Here is a 17508-nt window from a genome sequence, read left to right on the forward strand (position 1 = left end):
ATATCCTTACCGCCATGAACGACGACACCACGGCCGAATTCTCGACCAACGCCCGGCAGCTTCTCGATTTCATCGACCAGAGTCCCAGTCCCTGGCATGCCGGGAGTTCGATAGCGAGCAGGCTGCTGGCGGCCGGGTTCCGGCGCCTGGAGGAAGGCGAGGTCTGGACGCTGGAGGCTGGCGATCGCGCTTTCGTGGTGCGGGGCGACTCCTCGGTGGTGGCCTTCCTCGTGGGGGAGGGGGCGCTGGCCGAAACCGGCTTCCGGATCGTCGGCGCACACACCGACTCGCCGGGTCTGCGGGTCAAGCCGCGGGGGGCGCACGCGGAAAGTTCCATGCTGCGGCTGGGGGTGGAGGTCTATGGCGGGCCGATCCTCGCCACCTTCGCCGACCGGGATCTGAGTTTGGCGGGGCGGGTGGGCGTGCGGACGGAGGCTGGCGTCGATATCCGCCTGGTCGGCTTTCCGGATGCGCTGGTGCGCTTGCCGAACCTGGCCATCCACATGAACCGCGATGTCAACAAGGACGGGCTGAAGTTCAACAAGCAGACCGAGCTGCCGCTGCTGCTGGCGGTGGCGGACGAAGTGCCTGCGGAGGAGCGGCTGCGGGCCTTGTTGGCGGAGCGGGCCGGCTGCGAGCCGAAGGATGTCCTGAGCTGGGAGCTGAGCGTGTTCGACACTCAGCCGGGGGCTTTCTGGGGTCCGCAGCGGGAGTTCATCGCCGACAGCCAGCTGGACAATCTCGCCTCCTGTCATGCCGGCCTGAGCGCCTTGCTGCAGGCGTTCGACTCCGAGGCGGTGGCGGTGGCGGCGTTCTTCGATCACGAGGAAATCGGCAGTGAAAGCCACAAGGGCGCGGACGGGGCGCTATTGCCGGACGTGCTGGAACGCATCGCGCTGGCGTTGGGTCTGGACCGCGTCCGGTACAAGCAGGCGCTGGCGCGCAGTTTCCTCATCAGCGCCGACATGGCGCATGCCTATCAGCCCAATTTTCCGCAGTTTTACGAACCGCAGCACAAGGTCTTCGTGAACGCGGGGCCGGTCGTGAAGACCAACGCTTGCGGCCGTTACGCCACCGATGTGGCGGCGGCGGCGCGGATCATTCGCCTCTGCGAGGAGGCGGGGGTGCCGTACCAGCAGTACGTGCACCGCACCGATCTGGCCTGCGGCAGCACCATCGGCCCGATGACCGCCGCGCGTTTGGGCATTCCCGCGGCCGACATCGGCAACCCGATGTGGGCGATGCACAGCATCCGCGAAAGCGCTGGAGTGCGGGATCATACTCACATGATCCACTTGCTGCGGCGCTTTTTCTCAGGGGGCGCCTGAGTTCCCGCCGTTCAGCCTGTAGATCAGCACGTGTTCGCGCGGGCTGGGAGAAAACGTTTTCAGGGGTTTGCGGTTCAGCGCATTTTCCGCTTTCTTGAGGTCGCGCGGCGAAGTCAGGCGCAGAGCCAGGTAGTCGGGCAGACCGGGTTGGGCCAGCCAGTCGGCGAGCCGATCGACCGGGGTGAGCTGGCGGGTCTGTTCCTGATTCATGGGACGGCCGGCGTAGTAGTCGATCCTCGGATCGTTGGTCGCGAGGCTGGCGCCGGCTGGGATGTTGGCCCGCATCCAACGGCCGACATCGCGCAGGTAGAGCCGGTAGTCGGGCGTCACGACGGCGCTTTTGAGGCACAGCGCCGCGACCAGGGCGAGCGAAAGCCGCCTGGCCCAGGGTGATTCCGTGCCGGCGACGATGCGCTCCAGGTAAACCCCGCCGGCGAGCAGCAGCAGTGCGGAAGGCAGCAGCGCGTAGCGTTTGTCCGGCACGAGCTGGACGACCAGAAACACCAGCAGGGTGCTGCTGGCCATGCCGGCCGTCCAGAGCATCAGCCTGAACCGAGGCGGGAGCCGCCAGCCGTGCCGATACACGGCGTAACCAAAGATTCCCAGCAGCACCGGTCCGAGATTGGCACCGATCAGCCAAAACAGTACGGCGACGAGGCCCGAGCCCAGGATCAGTTTGGCGTGATCCGCGCCATAGTCGTTGGGGAGTGCCGCCGCCAGCCGATCGGCGTGCAGGGAGAAGTATTTCCAGATCAACGCCGGGTCGTGGTAGCCATAAGCGGTGATTTCCCACAGCTTGCCCGGGGCGAGCTTGCCGGTGGCGAGGAGAGCGGCGCCCAGGATCAGCACCGGCACGATGCCGCTGATCGAAAACAGGAAATGGCGCGTCCTGAGGCGCCAAGGCAGCGGTTCGAGAAGGAAATAGACGGGGACGGCGAGAATCAGCACCAAGGCCTCGATCCGGAACACGAACGCCGCCGCGACGCCGGCTTGCCAGAACATGGCGTTGCCGAACCTGCGCTGAGGCTCGAAGCGGAACTTGACCAGATGGAGCAATCCCCAAAGGCTGGCCGCCAGGAAGCCCCAGTCGCGGACGATGTTCAGCCGGTCGCCCAGCGCGGGGAAGGCCAGAATGAGCAATACCGGCGTCCAGCCGGAAGGCGAGTCTTCTTCGCTGCGCAGTGCAAAATGCAGTCGGACGAAGCTGTCGGCGATGGCCAGGAAACAGGCGGCATTGAGCAGATGGGCGGAGGCTTCCAGCGGCCAGCCGGTGAGGCGGGAGGTCGCTGCGATCAGTAGGGAATAGCCGGGCCATCCGTAGATCGCCGCCGCCGCTTTCATGCCCTGTTCGAGAAATGCCGCTGCGGCATCCAGGTAAAGCACGCCGTCCTTGTTGATGGTGTCGCCCACGGCCACCGAGATGACGAAGAACCCAATCATCAGGGCGGCTGCGGCGAGGCGCGCGCCGGCTTCGCTGCGCGGAACGGGAAAGCGGAGTGAAGGCATGGGCGGCGTCAACGAGCTCGGGCGAATGTCGCGGCGCCTTGCCGGCGGGACGAGAGCTGTTCCGCCACCAGCACCGCGCCCTTCACCGTGAGGTGGTTGCCGTCGAACTGGTAGATCAGGTCGTCTTTGTGATAGGCGTAGCAGTATCGCGCGTCGCACAAGACCGCCGCCGGGTCGAATACCCGGACCTTGTGCGGGAAGCGGGCCGCGGCGTCCTCGATCAGGCTGCGGACCAGGGCCTGGTCCCGTTCGTGGCGGGCCCGCGGCATCTGGCAGCCGGTGTCCGGGCTTCGGGGGAGGAGCGGACGCAGCAACGAATAGCAGGCGGTCATGACGGTCCGGTCCATGTCCGGGTTGTCCAGGCTGAGGACGATGGTCTTGTCGGCTTGCACCAGACGCTCCAGCGTGTCCGAGAGGCCGGTGCGGAAAAGCTCGGCGGTGCTTGCGGTGAGCGGAGCCGAACCGGATGGGGTACTGCCGGCTTGCCTGCCACGGAGCGTGACCCCGCCGTCCAGGTATTGCTTGTAGAACGCCGCGACCACCACCGTGGCGATGTTCGGCGTCTGCGCGATGAAGTCGATCGCATTGCCGACGAAAGGCTGGCAGCCGGCGCTCTTGCCGCTCTTTTTGATCGTGTCCAGCCCGATGAAGGGCAGGCAGCTTCCGCGCCCGAGGTTGAGGACGGTTTCCGGCCGCGCCGCCGCGGTCGCCAGTCCCTGGTACAGCATGTTGCCGTGGGAGTCGCCGATCACCGCGGTGAGCGGCTGATCCTTGGGCAAGTCGCCGAGCTGGAAGAAATCGTCGCCCGGCTTGAATTCGCCCTGGAAAAGCGCTTTGGCGATGCCGTTGCTGCGGTAGCCGTCGGCGGCCAGGCGGGGCAGGTCCCGGTCGATTTTCAGGCGGACATCGGCGAGCGCGGGGCGCTCCGGCAGCCCGTCAAGCCGGAAAACGGCAAAGCCCAGCAGGCCGGCGCAGGCGAGCAGGCTCCACAGCGATGCCAGTTTGAGTCGTGGAAACGCCGGAGCCCCGAAGCGGACCGGGCATTCGACGAAGCGGTAGGTCAGCCAGGCCAGCAGGAAGGCGGCGCCGACGAGGAATGCGGCGCGATGATGTAGCGGTTCGCCCGAGCGCAGGATCAGCCCGAAGGACAGCAGCAGCCAGTGCCAGAGATAGAGGGGGTAGCTGATCACGCCGATGAAGACCATCGGACGGCTGGCAAGCAGGTGGCGGTTGATCCAGCTGCCCGGGCCGGCGCCGATCAGCAGCAGGGCACCCAGCGTGGGCAGCAGCGCCCAGGCGCCGGGGAAGTCCTTGTCTTTGTCCAGAACGAGGATCGCGGCGGCGATCAGCAGCATTCCGGCGACGGCTTGCAACTCGTGGCGCAAGCTCGCCGAGGGTTTGGCCGTGGCACGCTGGAAGTGGGCATAGGCCAGGGCGCTTCCGGTCAGCAGTTCCCAGAAGCGGCTAACGGGCAGGAAAAAGGCGGCGACGGTGTCGCTGCCGGCCAGAAACAGGTTGAAGCCGAACGACAGTCCTGCGAGCAGAGCCAAGACCACCAAAGGGTTGGTGCGGAGTCGCCACGCCAGCACCATGAGCAGGGGATAGAGCAGGTAGAACTGTTCCTCGATGCCCAGCGACCACAGATGCAGCAGCGGCTTGAAATCGGCCGCCGTGTCGAAATAGCCCGATTCGCGCCATAGTGCCAGGTTCGAGACGAAGCCGGCGCCGGCGGCGACGTGCTTGCCCAGCGCCCGGTATTCGTCGGCCAGCAGGGCGAACCAGCCGAACCCAAGGCATCCCAGCAGCACCACGATCAGTGCGGGAAAGATACGTTTGGCCCGGCGCGCATAGAAATCGGCGAAACTGAAGCAGCCGGCGTCGAGATTCTTGAAGATGATGCCGCCGATCAGGTAGCCGGAAATGACGAAGAAAACGTCGACGCCGACGAAGCCGCCCGGCAGCGAGCGCGGGTAAGCGTGGAATACGACGACCGCCAGGATGGCGAGCGCGCGCAGACCGTCGATGTCGGCGCGGTAAGCGGGGTGTCGGTGGCTGCGCATGTCCGTTTCAGGGGATGCCGGCGATCGCATCCTGAATGCCGGGGGCTTTAGTGAGGGGGCGGAAACGGTGGTTCAAATGACGTATGTGCTTGTCGGCGTTGTAACCGCACCGTGGGTTGGGCATCATTGTAACGATGGCCGTCAGGCATTTCGAGATTTCCCCACGTTTTTCGCATGAAACATTCAGCTTCGGAATCCAAACCGCTATCCAGCGGACTGGCCATCTACCGCCGCCTGCTCCGCTACGGATTTCCGTACTGGAAGTCTTTTTTCGTCGCCGTGCTGGCCATGATCGCCTATGCCGCGATCACCCCGTTTTTCGCCAAGCTGATCCAGCCTCTGATCGACGGCAGTTTCATCGATAACGATCCGACGGTACTGCGCCATGTGTCCCTGATGCTGATCGGCCTGTCCGTGCTGAGGGGGATCGCCGGTTTTCTGAGCGAATATTGCTCGGGTTCGGTGGGGCGGCGCGTGATCGCCGATTTGCGCAGGGACATCTTCGACCAGTTGCTCAATCTGCCCTGCACCTTCTATGACAACGCTTCGGGCGGCCAGCTCCTGTCCAAGCTGCTGTACAACACCGAGCAGGTCTCGGCCTCGCTCCAGCAAGGCATCATCACCTGCATCCGCGAAGGCTTCACCATCATCGGCCTGATGGCTCTGATGGTGTACCAGAACCTGGTGCTATCCCTGGTGTTCCTGGTGCTGGGGCCGATTCTGGGGCTGAGCGTCCGGTTCGTCAGCAAGCGGTTCCGGCGCCTGAGCATGCGCATTCAGGAGTCGATGGGCAAGGTGAGCCATGTGACCCAGGAAGTCATCGACGCGCATCGTATCGTCAAGGTGTTCAACGGCAAGGCTTACGAGGCCGCCAAATTTGCCCGGGAGAACGACCGCAACCAGAAGCGGCAGATGAAGCTGATCGCCACCGATGCCTTGGGCGGAGGGGTGATCCATCTCATCAGCGTTGCCGGTGTGGCCGGGATTCTCTACGTCGTTTCGCTCGATTCCGTGCGGCAGACCATCACGCCGGGCAGCCTCATGGCGTTCATCGCCGCCATGGCGATGATGCTGAGCCCGATCCGCCGGCTCAGCCAGGTGGTCTCGGTCATGCAGCGCGGCATCGCCGCGGGCGACAGCATCTTCGCCATGCTCGACATGCCGCGGGAGCGCGACACCGGAAGGATCAGCCTGAAGCGCGCCCACGGGACGATCGAATACCGGCACGTCAGCCTGATTTATGACGATCGCCACGGCGCCGCAGTCGACGATGTTTCGCTTGTCATCCCGGCCGGCACGACCGTGGCGCTGGTGGGCCAATCGGGCAGCGGCAAGACTTCACTGGTGCGCCTCCTCCCTCGCCTATATGAAAACTCGGCGGGCGAAATACTGATCGACGGACACGATATCCGCGAACTGACGCTGGAGAGCCTGCGCCGGCAGATCGCCTACGTCGGCCAGGAAGTGACGCTGTTCAACGATACCGTGGCCAACAACATCGCCTACGGCTGCCTGGACAGCGTGGGTTTCGGCGCGGTCCGCGAAGCCGCGCGGGCGGCGAACGCTCTGGATTTCATCGAGGCATTGCCGCAAGGATTCGAGACCTTCGTCGGCCAGCAGGGCATCGTTCTGTCCGGCGGCCAGCGCCAGCGTATTGCCATTGCACGGGCCTTGCTTAAAAATGCCCCTATTCTGATCCTGGATGAGGCGACCTCGGCGCTGGACGCCGAATCCGAACGCTACGTGCAACAGGCGCTGGAAGTCCTGATGCGAAACCGGACCACGCTGGTCATCGCGCACAGGCTCTCCACCATCCAGAATGCAGACCAGATTTGCGTGATGCGCGCCGGGCGCATCATCGAGTGCGGCACCCATGCCCAGCTTATGGCGGCGCGGGGGGGGTATGCCGATCTCTACGCGATGCAATTCGGCTATTCGAGCATGCCGGATGCGGTGGCGGTGCAAGCTGTCAGCCGATAAAAGGGCCGGGCTGACCGGCGTGTGACAAGAACGGGGGATTAACCCCGCCAAGCATATCGAGGAGTGGCGTGATGACCGAGCTTCTGTTTGTCTTCACCGTGGTTTTTGTCGGTTATGTGCTTTACGAGGTCTTCAAGACCGTGTCCCGTCCGGCGTCGACCGCCGAAACACACGTGGCCTGCGCGCCGGAGGTGACCGTGGCGAAGCCTGCGGAAACGCCGGCCGAGGCGGTGGCCGAGCCGGCAGCAGAGGAACCTGCCGAGGCTGCGGCAACCCCGGAGAAGACGCCGGCCGTGGAGGAGGCCGCCGCCGAAGCCGAAGAAAAGGCGGTGTCGCTGCGCAATCCGGCGACCGGTGAAATCGCCCCGGTGCCCACCAATTACCGGTTCGCCAAGAAGTGGATCAAGGAAGCGCTGGTCGCGGAAGGACTGCTCGACCGGGTCTACAAGAACGCCGAGTTGAAGGGCGATACGGTGCAAAAGGTCAAGGACGCGCTCGAACGCTTCAAGGGACTGGCCAAGTATCAGGGCTAGAGCGGAAGGCTCCGCTGGCCGGGGCCCTTCCGTTTCCTCGCAGCCGGCGGCGCGGGCGCGTCACCGGGCTTCTCTCGCGGGGCCGACGCTTGCGTCGTGATCCCGTTCGTCTGGTTTCTTTCAGGTCGATACATGAATCTCCACGAATACCAATCCAAGCGGCTGCTTGCCGAATACGACATCCCCGTGCCGCGTGGCGGTGTCGCTTTTTCTCCCGAAGAGGCCAGGACCGCCGCTCTCGACATCGGCGGCGAACGTTGGGTCGTCAAGGCCCAGGTGCATTCGGGGGGACGCGGCAAAGCCGGCGGCGTGAAGCTGTGCGGCAGCGAAGAGGAAGTGGTCGCCGCCGCGCGCGAGCTGCTGGGTTCCGAGCTGGTCACCTACCAAACCGGAGGGAAGGGGCTGCCCGTGCACGCGGTGCTGGTCGAGGAGGTGCGCGGCATTGCCCGTGAAATCTATCTGAGCCTGCTGGTCGACCGCTCCAGCGCCCGGGTCATGTTCCTGGCTTCCGGCGAAGGCGGCATGGACATCGAAACCGTGGCGGCCGAGGCGCCGGAAAAGATACTGTCCTGCCGGGTGCATCCGGCGACCGGTTTCCAGCCTTACCAGGGCCGGGATATCGGCTATGCGCTGGGATTGGATACCGTCCAGGTCGGTGCGCTGACCCGGCAGATGGCGGGCATGTACCGCCTGTTCCTGGACAAGGATCTGAACCAGATCGAGATCAATCCGCTGATCGTCGCCAGCGACGGCGAGCTGCTGGCGCTGGATGCCAAGATCGGCGCCGACGACAACGCCTTGTTCGCCCATCCCGATCTGGCCGGTTTGCGCGATGTCTCCCAGGAGGACGCGCGCGAGAACGCCGCACGCGAACATGGCCTGAGCTACGTCACCCTGGACGGTAACATCGGTTGCATGGTCAACGGCGCCGGGCTGGCGATGGCCACCATGGACATGGTCAAGCTCTACGGCGGGCTGCCGGCCAATTTCCTCGACGTCGGCGGCGGCGCTACCGCGGAGAAGGTGGCCGAGGCTTTCAAGCTGATTCTGTCCGATTCGGGCGTGCGGGCCGTGCTGGTCAACATCTTCGGCGGCATCGTCCGTTGCGATCTGATCGCGGAAGGGCTGATCGCCGCGGTGCGCGAGGTCCAGGTCGGTGTGCCGGTGGTGGTTCGGCTGGAAGGCACCAACGCCGGCGAGGGCCGGGCCCTATTGGAGCGTTCGGGGCTTGCCATCATTGCCGCCAACGAACTGGACGAGGCGGCGCGCAAGGCCGTGGAGGCGGCGGCATGAGCATCCTGGTCGGCAAGGATACCCGCGTCATCTGCCAGGGCTTCACCGGCAGGCAGGCGACCTTCCATTCCCGCCAGTGCCTGGACTACGGCACGCAACTGGTGGGCGGCGTCACGCCCGGCAAGGGCGGCAGCCTGCATCTGGGCCTGCCGGTGTTCAACACCGTTCGCGAGGCGGTCGCGGCCACCGGCGCGAATGCCAGCATGATCTACGTCCCGCCGCCGTTCGCGGCCGATGCCATTCTGGAAGCCGCCGAGGCCGGGATTTCGGTGATCGTCTGCATCACCGAGGGCATTCCCGTCTTGCACATGCTCAAGGTCAAGGCGGCGCTGGCCTCGTACGGGGCGGTGCTGATCGGCCCGAACTGTCCCGGCGTCATCACCCCCGACGAGTGCAAGATCGGCATCATGCCCGGTTTCATCCACCGCAAGGGCAGCATCGGCATCGTCTCGCGCTCCGGCACCCTGACCTACGAGGCTGTCTACCAGACCACCCGGGTTGGTCTGGGCCAAAGCACCTGCGTCGGCATCGGCGGCGATCCCATCAAGGGACTGGATTTCATCGAGGTGCTGGATAGGTTCGAGCGGGACCCTGAAACCGCCGGCATCATCATGGTGGGCGAGATCGGCGGCAGCGCCGAAGAAGAAGCGGCCGAGTTCATCCACGCCCACGTCAGCAAGCCGGTGGTCGGCTACATCGCCGGCCTGACCGCGCCGCCGGGAAAACGCATGGGCCACGCCGGCGCCATCATCACCGGCGGCAAAGGCACCGGCGCCGGCAAGGTGGCGGCGATGCGCCGGGCGGGCGTCGAGATGGTCGATTCGCTGTCCGACATGGGTCGGCGCATGCTGGAATTGCTGAAGGACTGAGACCGGATGCGCTCCTCCCATCTCAAGAACCGCGTGGCATCGTTTTGAATCTCCGCATCGCCATTGCCCAGCTCGACTTCCTCGTCGGGGATGTCGAAGGGAACGCCGAGCGTGTGCTGGCCGCCACCATGAGAGCGCGGGATGAGCTGGGAGCCGACGCCGTGGTGTTTCCCGAACTGACCCTGGCGGGGTATCCCCCCGATGATCTCATTCTGCGCGCCGATTTCCTGGTGGCCGTCGAGTCGGCGCTGGCCGCGCTTGCCCCTCGGGTACAGGGAATCGACGCGATCGTCGGCTTCCCCGAACGGCATGACGGGCTGCCATTCAACAGCGCGGCGGTGTTGCGCGACGGCGGTATCCACAAGATCTACCGCAAACAGATCCTGCCCAACTATGGGGTGTTCGACGAGAAGCGCCATTTCCTGCCCGGCTCCGAGTCTTGCGTGTTCGATCTGGCCGGCGTGCCGGTGGGGCTGACCATCTGCGAGGACATCTGGTTTCCCGGTCCGGTCGAACAGGCCGCGGCGGCGGGAGCGGGGCTGGTGCTGAACCTGAATGCTTCCCCTTTCCACGTCGGCAAGACGGCCGAACGCGAGCACGTGGTGCGCGAGCGGGTTTCTGCCGTCGGCGTGCCGCTGGTGTATTGCAATCTGGTGGGCGGACAGGACGAACTGGTGTTCGACGGCGGCTCGTTCGTGATGGACGCCGCGGGCAAGGTGGCTCACCGGGCGGTGCAGTTCCAGGAGACTCTGGAAGTCGTCGAGTTCGCTTCGGATGGCGAGGGGCGGCTGCTCCCACGGCATTCGCAACTCGCCGAACCGCTGGAGGAGGTCGCCAGTGTCTACCAGGCACTGCTGACCGGCATTCGTGACTACGTCATCAAGAACGGGTTCCGGGGCGCCGTGCTGGGTCTTTCGGGCGGCATCGATTCGGCCCTGACCCTGGCCCTGGCGGTGGATGCGCTGGGCGCCGATCAGGTCGAGGCTGTCCTGATGCCATCGCGCTACACGGCGGACATGAGCATCGAGGATGCGCGCCTGGAGGCCGAGGCCTTGGGCGTGGCCTGGCATCTGATCCCGATCGAGCCGGTGTTCCGGAGCTTTCTGGAACTGCTGGCCGAACCTTTCGGCGGTGCGGCGCCGGATGTCACCGAGGAAAACATCCAGGCCCGCTGCCGCGGCGTGATCCTGATGGCCCTGTCCAACAAGCAGGGCCGGATCCTGCTCACCACCGGCAACAAGAGCGAGATGAGCGTGGGCTATGCCACGCTGTATGGCGATATGGCGGGCGGTTTTGCCCCGCTCAAGGACGTGTCCAAGCTGCTGGTCTACCGCCTGGCCGAGTACCGCAATGCAATCGCGGCGGTGATTCCGGCCCGGGTGATCGAACGTCCGCCCTCGGCCGAGCTGCGGCCGGACCAGAAGGACGAGGATTCGCTGCCGCCGTACGCGGTGCTCGATCCGATCCTGGCGCTGTACGTCGAGCAGGATCGTTCGATCGCCGAGATCGTGGCGGCGGGCTATCCCGAAGACGTGGTGCGGCGCGTGGTGCGGATGGTGGACCGCAACGAGTACAAGCGGCGGCAGGCGCCGCCCGGCGTCAAGATCACCCGCCGCGCCTTTGGTCGTGAACGGCGGTTCCCCATTACCTGCGGTTTCGAGCGATAGTTCAGCGCGCCGCGAGCAGCCGTTCCACTTCGGCGCGGGACGGAATGGCCGGCCGCGCGCCCAGCCCGGTGCAGCACAGCGCCCCGGCCGCGCTGGCATGGCGCAGCAGTTCCGGCCAGTCCAGCCCGGCGGCGAGGCCCGCCGCGTAAGCGCCGTGGAACACGTCACCGGCGCCCGTGGTGTCCACCGCTTCGACGGGGAAAGCCGGCAGGCGTCCCGACTCCGTGCCGCGGCGCCAGATCAGACCACGCTCGCCGAGGGTGATGACGACGCAAGGCGAGCGTTCGGCCAGGGCGGCTAGCGCTTGTTCCGGCTCGTCCTTTCCCAGCCATTGCGCGGCGAATTTTTCCGAGGCGACGAGGTGATCGACGCGGAACATGAGCCATTCCGTGCCGGCGTGCAGGGAGCCCGCATCCAGGACGGTGATGCCGCCTTGCGCCCGCCGCCAGCCCAGAACCGGTTCCGAAAGCCCCGGCTCGTGGCCGTCGAACAGGATGCAACGCGCTGGCGTCGCGGGGGGGAGAAAGGCTTGCGGAGGGAGTGGCCGGGTGTCGCCCTTGTAGTTGACCAAGGCGCGTTGGCCGTCCGGTTTGACCAGCACCGCGGACAGTGGGGTGGGGGAGGTGCCGCGGACCACGGACCGGCTGTCGACCCCCGCCTCGATCAGTTCGTCCAGGTGGCGCTCGCCGTAAAGGTCCGTGCCCAGATAGCCGGCGAAACCGGCTTTCAGTCCCAGGCGCGCGACGGTGATGGCGGCATTGGCGGCCGGGCCGCCGCCGCAGGCCAGGAGCCGGTCGGCGACTATCTTTTCATCCGCCGCCGGATGGTGCGGGACGCCGAAGACGAGATCGAAGGACGCGTGGCCGACGCAGAGAACGTCGAGCGGCATGGCCGTGCTATTTGTCGAAGCCGATGAAATCCCAGACCTCTTCCATGACCGTGCGTTCATACTGCTCGTCCTTGCTGAGGCGGCCTTCGGCGTAGTTCAGGGCGTAGACGCGGGCGATGTCGTCGGCCATCTGCGGCATGTCGAGCTGGCGGTAGGCGTCTTCCATGATCTTGAGGGCATGGGGAATGGCCTGGGTGCGCTGGTACTTCTGGATCACCTCCGCCGACCGCCGAATCGCCGCGACATAGGCCCTGCGCCGCATGTAGTAGTCGGCCACATGAATGTCGTACATCGCGAGGTTGTTGCGCAGGGCGATGGCACGCTGCTTGGCATCGTCCCGGTATTGGCTGTTCGGGAACTTGTTGAGCAGCGTTTCGAAATCGTTGTAGGCATCGCGCGCGGATCCCGGATCGCGTTGCGAGGAATCGGTCGGCAGCCAGCGGTCGATGAAGCCGATGCCGCGGTTGTAGTTGATCAGGCCCCGGAGATAGTAAGCATAGTCGACATGGGGTTCGGTCGGATTGAGCTTGATGAAGCGGTCGACCGACGCGATCGCCGATTCCGGCTCGTTGTTCTTGTAGTAGCAGAACGCCACGTCGATCTGGGCCTGGGTGGCATAGTCGCCGAACGGGTACCGGGCTTCCAGTTTCTCGTATAATTTGATGGCCTTCTCGTAGGAACCGTCCATCATCGCGTGTTTGGCTTCGGCGTAGAACTGCGCCGGACCCCAATCGGCATACTCATCCTTGATGTCTGCGTCTTCTTCCTTGCCGGCCGACCAGAACGGGAAGCTGGAACAGGCGGTGAGTCCGGACACCGCGCTTCCCAGCAGGGCGGCGATCAGTACGATGCGGCGGGGGAAACCCATGAGCGGGAAACTACCTCGTGTGTGCGTTTGACGGGTGCGTCAGCCATGCGTAAGGCGCCGCAGTATAACCGTATTCATAGACCTTTTCCTCTTTCCCCCACCGTGACCCGAAGCCGAACCCTGACGACCGAAATACCGCACGAACTGGCCGGCCTGAGGCTGGATCAGGCGATGGCGATGCTGTTTCCGGACTTTTCCCGCGCCCGCCTGCAAACCTGGATCAAGGACGGCCATGCGCTGCTGGATGGCGTTACGGCGATACCTCGCCAGCGCCTGCTGGGCGGCGAGCGCATCGAGCTGCATGCCGAGGCCGAAGACGTGGTCGAGTGTGCCGCCGAGGCGATTCCTCTGGCCGTGGTGCATGCCGACGCGTCGATTGTCGTCATAGACAAGCCCGCCGGCCTGGTGGTGCATCCGGCGGCGGGGCATCCCGATGGAACGCTGCAGAATGCCCTGCTTCACCTGGATCCCACCCTTGCGGCGATGCCGAGATGCGGCATCGTGCACCGGCTGGACAAGGACACCAGCGGCCTGCTGGTGGTCGCGCGTACGCTCGAAGCACACAAATCCCTGGTGGACCAGCTCAAGGACCGCAGCGTCAGCCGCGAATACCTGGCCCTGGTTCAGGGCGCGGTCACCGCCGGAGCGACGGTGGATGCGCCGATCGGACGCCATCCTTCCGACCGCAAGCGCTTCGCCGTGCGCCGGGACGGCAAGGAATCCGTGACTCACTACCGGGTGGAGGAGCGCTTTCCGCACCATACCCTGCTGCGGGTCCGGCTGGAAACGGGGCGTACCCACCAGATCCGGGTCCACATGGCTCATCGGCATCATCCTCTGGTCGGCGATCCGGTCTACGGCGGCCGCGCGCGCATCCCCGCCGGCGCCGATCCGGCGCTGATCGAGGCCTTGCGCGTCTTTCGGCGGCAGGCTTTGCACGCCGCACGGTTGGGGTTGATCCATCCCGAGACGGGCGAGGAGATGGCCTGGGAGTCGCCGCTTCCCCCGGATTTCGAAGCCTTGCTGTGCCTCCTACGGGGGCTGGCGTGACGTTCTGGATCGAGCCCGACTGGCCGGCGCCGCCGGGTGTGCGGGCGGCGTCGACCCTGCGCCGGGGCGGTACGAGCGTGGGGGCTTATGCCGGCTTGAATCTCGGGGCCCATGTAGGCGATGCGCCGGAAGCGGTCGCCGCGAACCGCGCGTTCCTGCGCCGCCGGCTCGATCTGCCGGCCGAGCCTGCCTGGCTGCGCCAGGTGCATGGGAGCGATGCGGTGGAAGCCGGTGTGGAACCCGAGCCGGCAGCGGATGCCAGCTACACCAGGGACGTCGGTGTCGTCTGCGCGGTGATGACGGCCGATTGCCTGCCCGTCCTGCTCTGTACCCGCGACGGCAAGGGCGTGGCCGCCGTGCATGCCGGCTGGCGGGGCCTGGCGGGCGGCGTGATCGAGCGCGCCGCCGATGCCCTGGGTTCGGGCGGCTTGCTGGCCTGGCTCGGTCCGGCGATAGGTCCGGCGGCGTTCGAAGTCGGTGAAGAAGTGCGCGCCGCCTTCCTGGCGCAGGATGCGGAAAGTGACGCGGCATTCCGAGGCGGGGATAATGGCCGCTGGTTTGCCGATATTTATCTGCTCGCCCGGCTGCGCCTCCGGCGCCTCGGCATCGGCGACGTCCATGGCGGCCGCTGGTGCACCTACAGCGATGAAAACCGCTTTTTTTCCTACCGGCGCGATGGAGTGACGGGCCGGATGGCCACACTCATCTGGCGCGACCGCTAAACACCTTCGAACCTTTCCGCCGATGAGCGTATTACTCTGGATTCTGCTGTTTTCATTGCTGGGCGGCGTGCTCAGTGTCATGGCCGCCTCGCTGTTCCTCCTCGTTCCGGAAGATCATCACCCGCATCTTTTGCCGCATGGCGTCAGCTTCGCCCTGGGTTCCCTGCTCAGTGTGGCATTCCTGCACCTCATTCCGGAGGCCGCCCACGGCGTCGGCGTCGGCAACGTCGAGATGCTGTTCGCCACGGTACTGGCCGGCATCCTCGGTTTTTTCATCCTGGAAAAGCTGCTGTTGTGGCGCCACTGCCATGCCGGCGATTGTGAGACGCACGGCGAGGGCCATTTTCACCAGCCTGCCGGCACGCTCATCGTCATCGGCGATGCGATCCACAACCTGGTCGATGGCGTGCTGATTGCGGCGGCTTTCCTGACCGACATCCGGCTCGGCATCGTCACCAGCCTGGCGGTCGCCGCCCACGAGATTCCGCAGGAAGTGGGTGACTTCGCCATTCTGCTGCAAAGCGGCTACGGCCGGACCCGCGCGCTGTGGTACAACCTCATGTCCAGCCTGGGGACGGTGGTGGGGGGGGTGGCCGCCTATTTCGCGCTGGAGCGGATGAACGGCGTCCTGCCTTACGTACTGGCACTGGCGGCGTCCAGCTTCATCTACGTCGCGGTCGCCGACCTGATTCCCTCGCTGCACCGCAGGACGCATCTGGCTGCGGCCATCCAGCAGCTCGTCATGATCGCGGCCGGCATCGCGCTGATCGTGACGGTCAATCACTGGGCCGAGGACATGCACGCCGGCATGCCCGGAACCGCTCCGGCTATATCGCGATGACGGTGCCGAGTTCCACCACCCGATCCACCGGCAGCTTGAAGTAGCCGATCGGGTTGTAGGCGTTGCGGAACATGGAAATGAACAGGACTTCCTCCCAACGGTTCAGGCTCCGCTCGGCGGAACGGATCAGCGTTTCCCTGCCCAGGAAGAACGTGGTCTGGTCGAGGTCGATGTTCAGCCCGGCATGGCGGCACAGATTCAGCATGCGCTGCACGTTGGGGCGCTCCATGAAGCCGAAGCGGGTCGTGATGCGGAAAAAGTTGTGTTCGAGGGCTTCGATGGTGATTTTTTCCTTTTCCGCCGCGTAGGGTTTGTCCAGGGTACTCATGGTGAGCAGGATCACCCGCTGGTGGATCACCTGGTTGTGCTCGTAGTTGCGCAGCAGGGCGAAGGGCAGGCTGAGATTGCGCGCGGTCAGGAAGATCGCGGTGCCGGTCGGCCGGAACGGCGGCGGCTCGTCGGTCAGCCGCTGCAGGAACCGGCTCAGGGACTCGGACTCCTGCTGCAGGCGGGCCAACAGGACGTCGCGGCCTTTTTTCCAGGTCGACATGACGGTGCCCAGGATCAGAGCCAGACAGAGCGGAATCCAGCCGCCGTCCTCAAGCTTGGCCAGATTGGCCGTCAGGAAGGACAGGTCGACGGACAACAGCACCGCTCCGGTCAGCAGCAACGCCATGCCTGGCCAGCGCCACGTGTCGTGGGCCACGACCAGGGCCAGCAGGGTGGTGACCACCATGGTGCCGACCACGGACAGCCCATAGGCCGAGGCGAGGCTGGAGGAAGAGCCGAACGTCAGCACCAGGGCCAACACCGAGATCAGGAGCAGGCGGTTCACCGCCGGAGCATAGATCTGGCCCCGTTCGGATTCGGAGGTGTGGACCATGCGTTGACGTGGCAGATAATCGAGCTGGATGGCCTGGTGGGTCAGCGAAAAAGCGCCCGAGATCACGGCCTGCGAGGCGATCACGGTGGCGATCGTGGCCAGGCCGATCATCGGGTAGAGCGCCCATTCCGGGACCAGCAGATAGAACGGATTCCGCACCGCTTCCGGATTGCGGATCAGCAGGGCGCCCTGGCCGAGATAGTTCAGGATCAGGCCGGGAAACACCACGGCGAACCAGGTGGCGCGAATGGGCGTTTTGCCGAAATGGCCCATGTCGGCATACAGCGCTTCCGCGCCCGTGACCGCCAGCACCACCGCGCCGAGCGCGGCAAAGCCCATCCCCTGGTGCATGGTGAGGAAATGGAATCCATGCAGTGGATTGAATGCGGCCATGACTTCAGGGGTCTTGCGCATGCTGTCGAAACCCAGCGTGCCGATGGCCAGGAACCACAGCAGCATGATGGGGCCGAACAGCTTGCCGACGCGTTCCGTCCCGCGGCGCTGGATCAGGAACAGTGCCAGCAGGACCAGGATCGAACCCGGAACCACGGAGTGCGACAGTGCCGCGGCGGCAACCCCCAGGCCCTCCATCGCACCCAGCACCGAAATGGCGGGGGTGATCATCCCGTCGCCATAGAAAAGTGCCGTGCCGAACAGTCCCAAGGCGATGATCCAGGCCCGGTGCTTGCGCCGGTGCCGCTGCCGCAGGGCGAGAGCGGTCAGGGCCATGATGCCGCCTTCGCCGTGATTGTCGGCATGCATGACGAACACCACGTATTTCACGGCCACGATGATCAGAAGGGCCCAGAAGATCAGGGATAGCGCGCCGAGGACGTTCTCCGGCGTCAGGGGGACGGCATAAGCGCCGCCGAAGATTTGCCGCACGGTATACAGCGGGCTGGTGCCGATGTCGCCGTAGACCACGCCCAGGGCACCGGCGGACAGGGTCAGGAATCCGGAAGGTTTCGATTTGGTTCGGTCCATGGATGTCAGGTAGCTCCGGGTCGGAAGGAAACGGC

The 17508-nt window shown here is 65.4% G+C and carries 14 protein-coding genes; 9 read left to right on the plus strand and 5 right to left on the minus strand.

Annotated features, from left to right (window positions below):
* The first annotated feature begins 14 nt into the window (after positions 1 to 14).
* Positions 15 to 1328 carry a M18 family aminopeptidase gene (locus GNH96_RS08530; RefSeq protein WP_169603285.1) on the plus strand — a complete coding sequence of 438 codons (1314 nt, stop codon included), beginning with the start codon at positions 15 to 17 and terminating at the stop codon, positions 1326 to 1328.
* Here GNH96_RS08530 and GNH96_RS08535 read toward each other — a convergent pair.
* Both GNH96_RS08535 and GNH96_RS08540 read right to left on the minus strand, forming a co-directional pair.
* Complete coding sequence (locus GNH96_RS08535) at positions 1314 to 2834, minus strand: hypothetical protein (protein WP_169603286.1); 1521 nt, start codon at positions 2832 to 2834, stop codon at positions 1314 to 1316. The genes GNH96_RS08530 and GNH96_RS08535 overlap by 15 nt on opposite strands.
* An 8-nt stretch (positions 2835 to 2842) precedes the next feature.
* Positions 2843 to 4894, minus strand: a complete 2052-nt coding sequence (locus GNH96_RS08540; RefSeq protein ID WP_169603287.1) for an acyltransferase family protein — start codon at positions 4892 to 4894, stop codon at positions 2843 to 2845.
* A 174-nt stretch (positions 4895 to 5068) separates the two neighbouring features.
* Here GNH96_RS08540 and msbA point away from each other — a divergent pair, with 174 nt between their 5' ends.
* The 5 genes from msbA (at position 5069) to GNH96_RS08565 (ending at position 11236) form a co-directional block, all read left to right on the plus strand.
* Positions 5069 to 6874 carry a lipid A export permease/ATP-binding protein MsbA gene (msbA, locus tag GNH96_RS08545; RefSeq protein WP_169603288.1) on the plus strand — a complete coding sequence of 602 codons (1806 nt, stop codon included), beginning with the start codon at positions 5069 to 5071 and terminating at the stop codon, positions 6872 to 6874.
* A 71-nt stretch (positions 6875 to 6945) separates the two neighbouring features.
* Positions 6946 to 7407 (plus strand): hypothetical protein, encoded by a 462-nt coding sequence (locus GNH96_RS08550; RefSeq protein ID WP_169603289.1) that lies wholly within the window; start codon positions 6946 to 6948, stop codon positions 7405 to 7407.
* Positions 7408 to 7539: 132 nt separating this feature from the next.
* Positions 7540 to 8700 carry an ADP-forming succinate--CoA ligase subunit beta gene (sucC, locus tag GNH96_RS08555; protein WP_169603290.1) on the plus strand — a complete coding sequence of 387 codons (1161 nt, stop codon included), beginning with the start codon at positions 7540 to 7542 and terminating at the stop codon, positions 8698 to 8700.
* Complete coding sequence (gene sucD, locus GNH96_RS08560; RefSeq protein WP_169603291.1) at positions 8697 to 9569, plus strand: succinate--CoA ligase subunit alpha; 873 nt, start codon at positions 8697 to 8699, stop codon at positions 9567 to 9569. Before sucC ends, sucD begins: the two co-directional genes overlap by 4 nt.
* Positions 9570 to 9613: 44 nt before the next feature.
* Complete coding sequence (locus tag GNH96_RS08565) at positions 9614 to 11236, plus strand: NAD+ synthase (RefSeq protein WP_169603292.1); 1623 nt, start codon at positions 9614 to 9616, stop codon at positions 11234 to 11236.
* Between the two features lies 1 nt (position 11237).
* Here GNH96_RS08565 and GNH96_RS08570 read toward each other — a convergent pair whose 3' ends face one another.
* Both GNH96_RS08570 and GNH96_RS08575 read right to left on the minus strand, forming a co-directional pair.
* Positions 11238 to 12125 (minus strand): carbohydrate kinase family protein, encoded by an 888-nt coding sequence (locus GNH96_RS08570; RefSeq protein WP_169603293.1) that lies wholly within the window; start codon positions 12123 to 12125, stop codon positions 11238 to 11240.
* Between the two features lie 7 nt (positions 12126 to 12132).
* On the minus strand, positions 12133 to 12993 hold the full coding sequence (locus GNH96_RS08575) for an outer membrane protein assembly factor BamD (RefSeq protein WP_169603294.1): 861 nt from the start codon (positions 12991 to 12993) through the stop codon (positions 12133 to 12135).
* A 45-nt stretch (positions 12994 to 13038) separates the two neighbouring features.
* On the opposite strand from GNH96_RS08575, the gene rluD reads away from it, so the two are divergent.
* From rluD to GNH96_RS08590, 3 genes are read left to right on the plus strand one after another with little or no spacing between them, the layout of a single operon-like run.
* Positions 13039 to 14043: a 23S rRNA pseudouridine(1911/1915/1917) synthase RluD gene (gene rluD, locus GNH96_RS08580; protein WP_169603295.1), complete on the plus strand. Its 1005-nt coding sequence runs from the start codon at positions 13039 to 13041 to the stop codon at positions 14041 to 14043.
* Complete coding sequence (gene pgeF / locus GNH96_RS08585) at positions 14040 to 14765, plus strand: peptidoglycan editing factor PgeF (RefSeq protein ID WP_169603296.1); 726 nt, start codon at positions 14040 to 14042, stop codon at positions 14763 to 14765. Before rluD ends, pgeF begins: the two co-directional genes overlap by 4 nt.
* A 22-nt stretch (positions 14766 to 14787) precedes the next feature.
* Positions 14788 to 15606, plus strand: a complete 819-nt coding sequence (locus GNH96_RS08590) for a ZIP family metal transporter (protein ID WP_169603297.1) — start codon at positions 14788 to 14790, stop codon at positions 15604 to 15606.
* On the opposite strand, the gene GNH96_RS08595 is transcribed toward GNH96_RS08590, so the two are convergent.
* The gene (locus tag GNH96_RS08595; protein WP_169603298.1) at positions 15593 to 17473 is read right to left on the minus strand and encodes a potassium transporter Kup; all 1881 of its coding nucleotides are present in this window, start codon (positions 17471 to 17473) and stop codon (positions 15593 to 15595) included. The genes GNH96_RS08590 and GNH96_RS08595 overlap by 14 nt on opposite strands.
* Positions 17474 to 17508 lie beyond the last annotated feature (35 nt).

The organism is Methylococcus geothermalis, assembly GCF_012769535.1.
Classification (GTDB): domain Bacteria; phylum Pseudomonadota; class Gammaproteobacteria; order Methylococcales; family Methylococcaceae; genus Methylococcus; species Methylococcus geothermalis.

What these genes read in the sequence shown, in the direction of transcription:
- GNH96_RS08530 (WP_169603285.1), top strand. Translation starts at nt 15, where the DNA reads ATGAACGACGACACCACGGCCGAATTCTCGACCAACGCCCGGCAGCTT.
- GNH96_RS08535 (WP_169603286.1), bottom strand. Translation starts at nt 2,834, where the DNA reads ATGCCTTCACTCCGCTTTCCCGTTCCGCGCAGCGAAGCCGGCGCGCGC.
- GNH96_RS08540 (WP_169603287.1), bottom strand. Translation starts at nt 4,894, where the DNA reads ATGCGCAGCCACCGACACCCCGCTTACCGCGCCGACATCGACGGTCTG.
- msbA (WP_169603288.1), top strand. Translation starts at nt 5,069, where the DNA reads ATGAAACATTCAGCTTCGGAATCCAAACCGCTATCCAGCGGACTGGCC.
- GNH96_RS08550 (WP_169603289.1), top strand. Translation starts at nt 6,946, where the DNA reads ATGACCGAGCTTCTGTTTGTCTTCACCGTGGTTTTTGTCGGTTATGTG.
- sucC (WP_169603290.1), top strand. Translation starts at nt 7,540, where the DNA reads ATGAATCTCCACGAATACCAATCCAAGCGGCTGCTTGCCGAATACGAC.
- sucD (WP_169603291.1), top strand. Translation starts at nt 8,697, where the DNA reads ATGAGCATCCTGGTCGGCAAGGATACCCGCGTCATCTGCCAGGGCTTC.
- GNH96_RS08570 (WP_169603293.1), bottom strand. Translation starts at nt 12,125, where the DNA reads ATGCCGCTCGACGTTCTCTGCGTCGGCCACGCGTCCTTCGATCTCGTC.
- GNH96_RS08575 (WP_169603294.1), bottom strand. Translation starts at nt 12,993, where the DNA reads ATGGGTTTCCCCCGCCGCATCGTACTGATCGCCGCCCTGCTGGGAAGC.
- rluD (WP_169603295.1), top strand. Translation starts at nt 13,039, where the DNA reads ATGCGTAAGGCGCCGCAGTATAACCGTATTCATAGACCTTTTCCTCTT.
- GNH96_RS08590 (WP_169603297.1), top strand. Translation starts at nt 14,788, where the DNA reads ATGAGCGTATTACTCTGGATTCTGCTGTTTTCATTGCTGGGCGGCGTG.
- GNH96_RS08595 (WP_169603298.1), bottom strand. Translation starts at nt 17,473, where the DNA reads ATGGACCGAACCAAATCGAAACCTTCCGGATTCCTGACCCTGTCCGCC.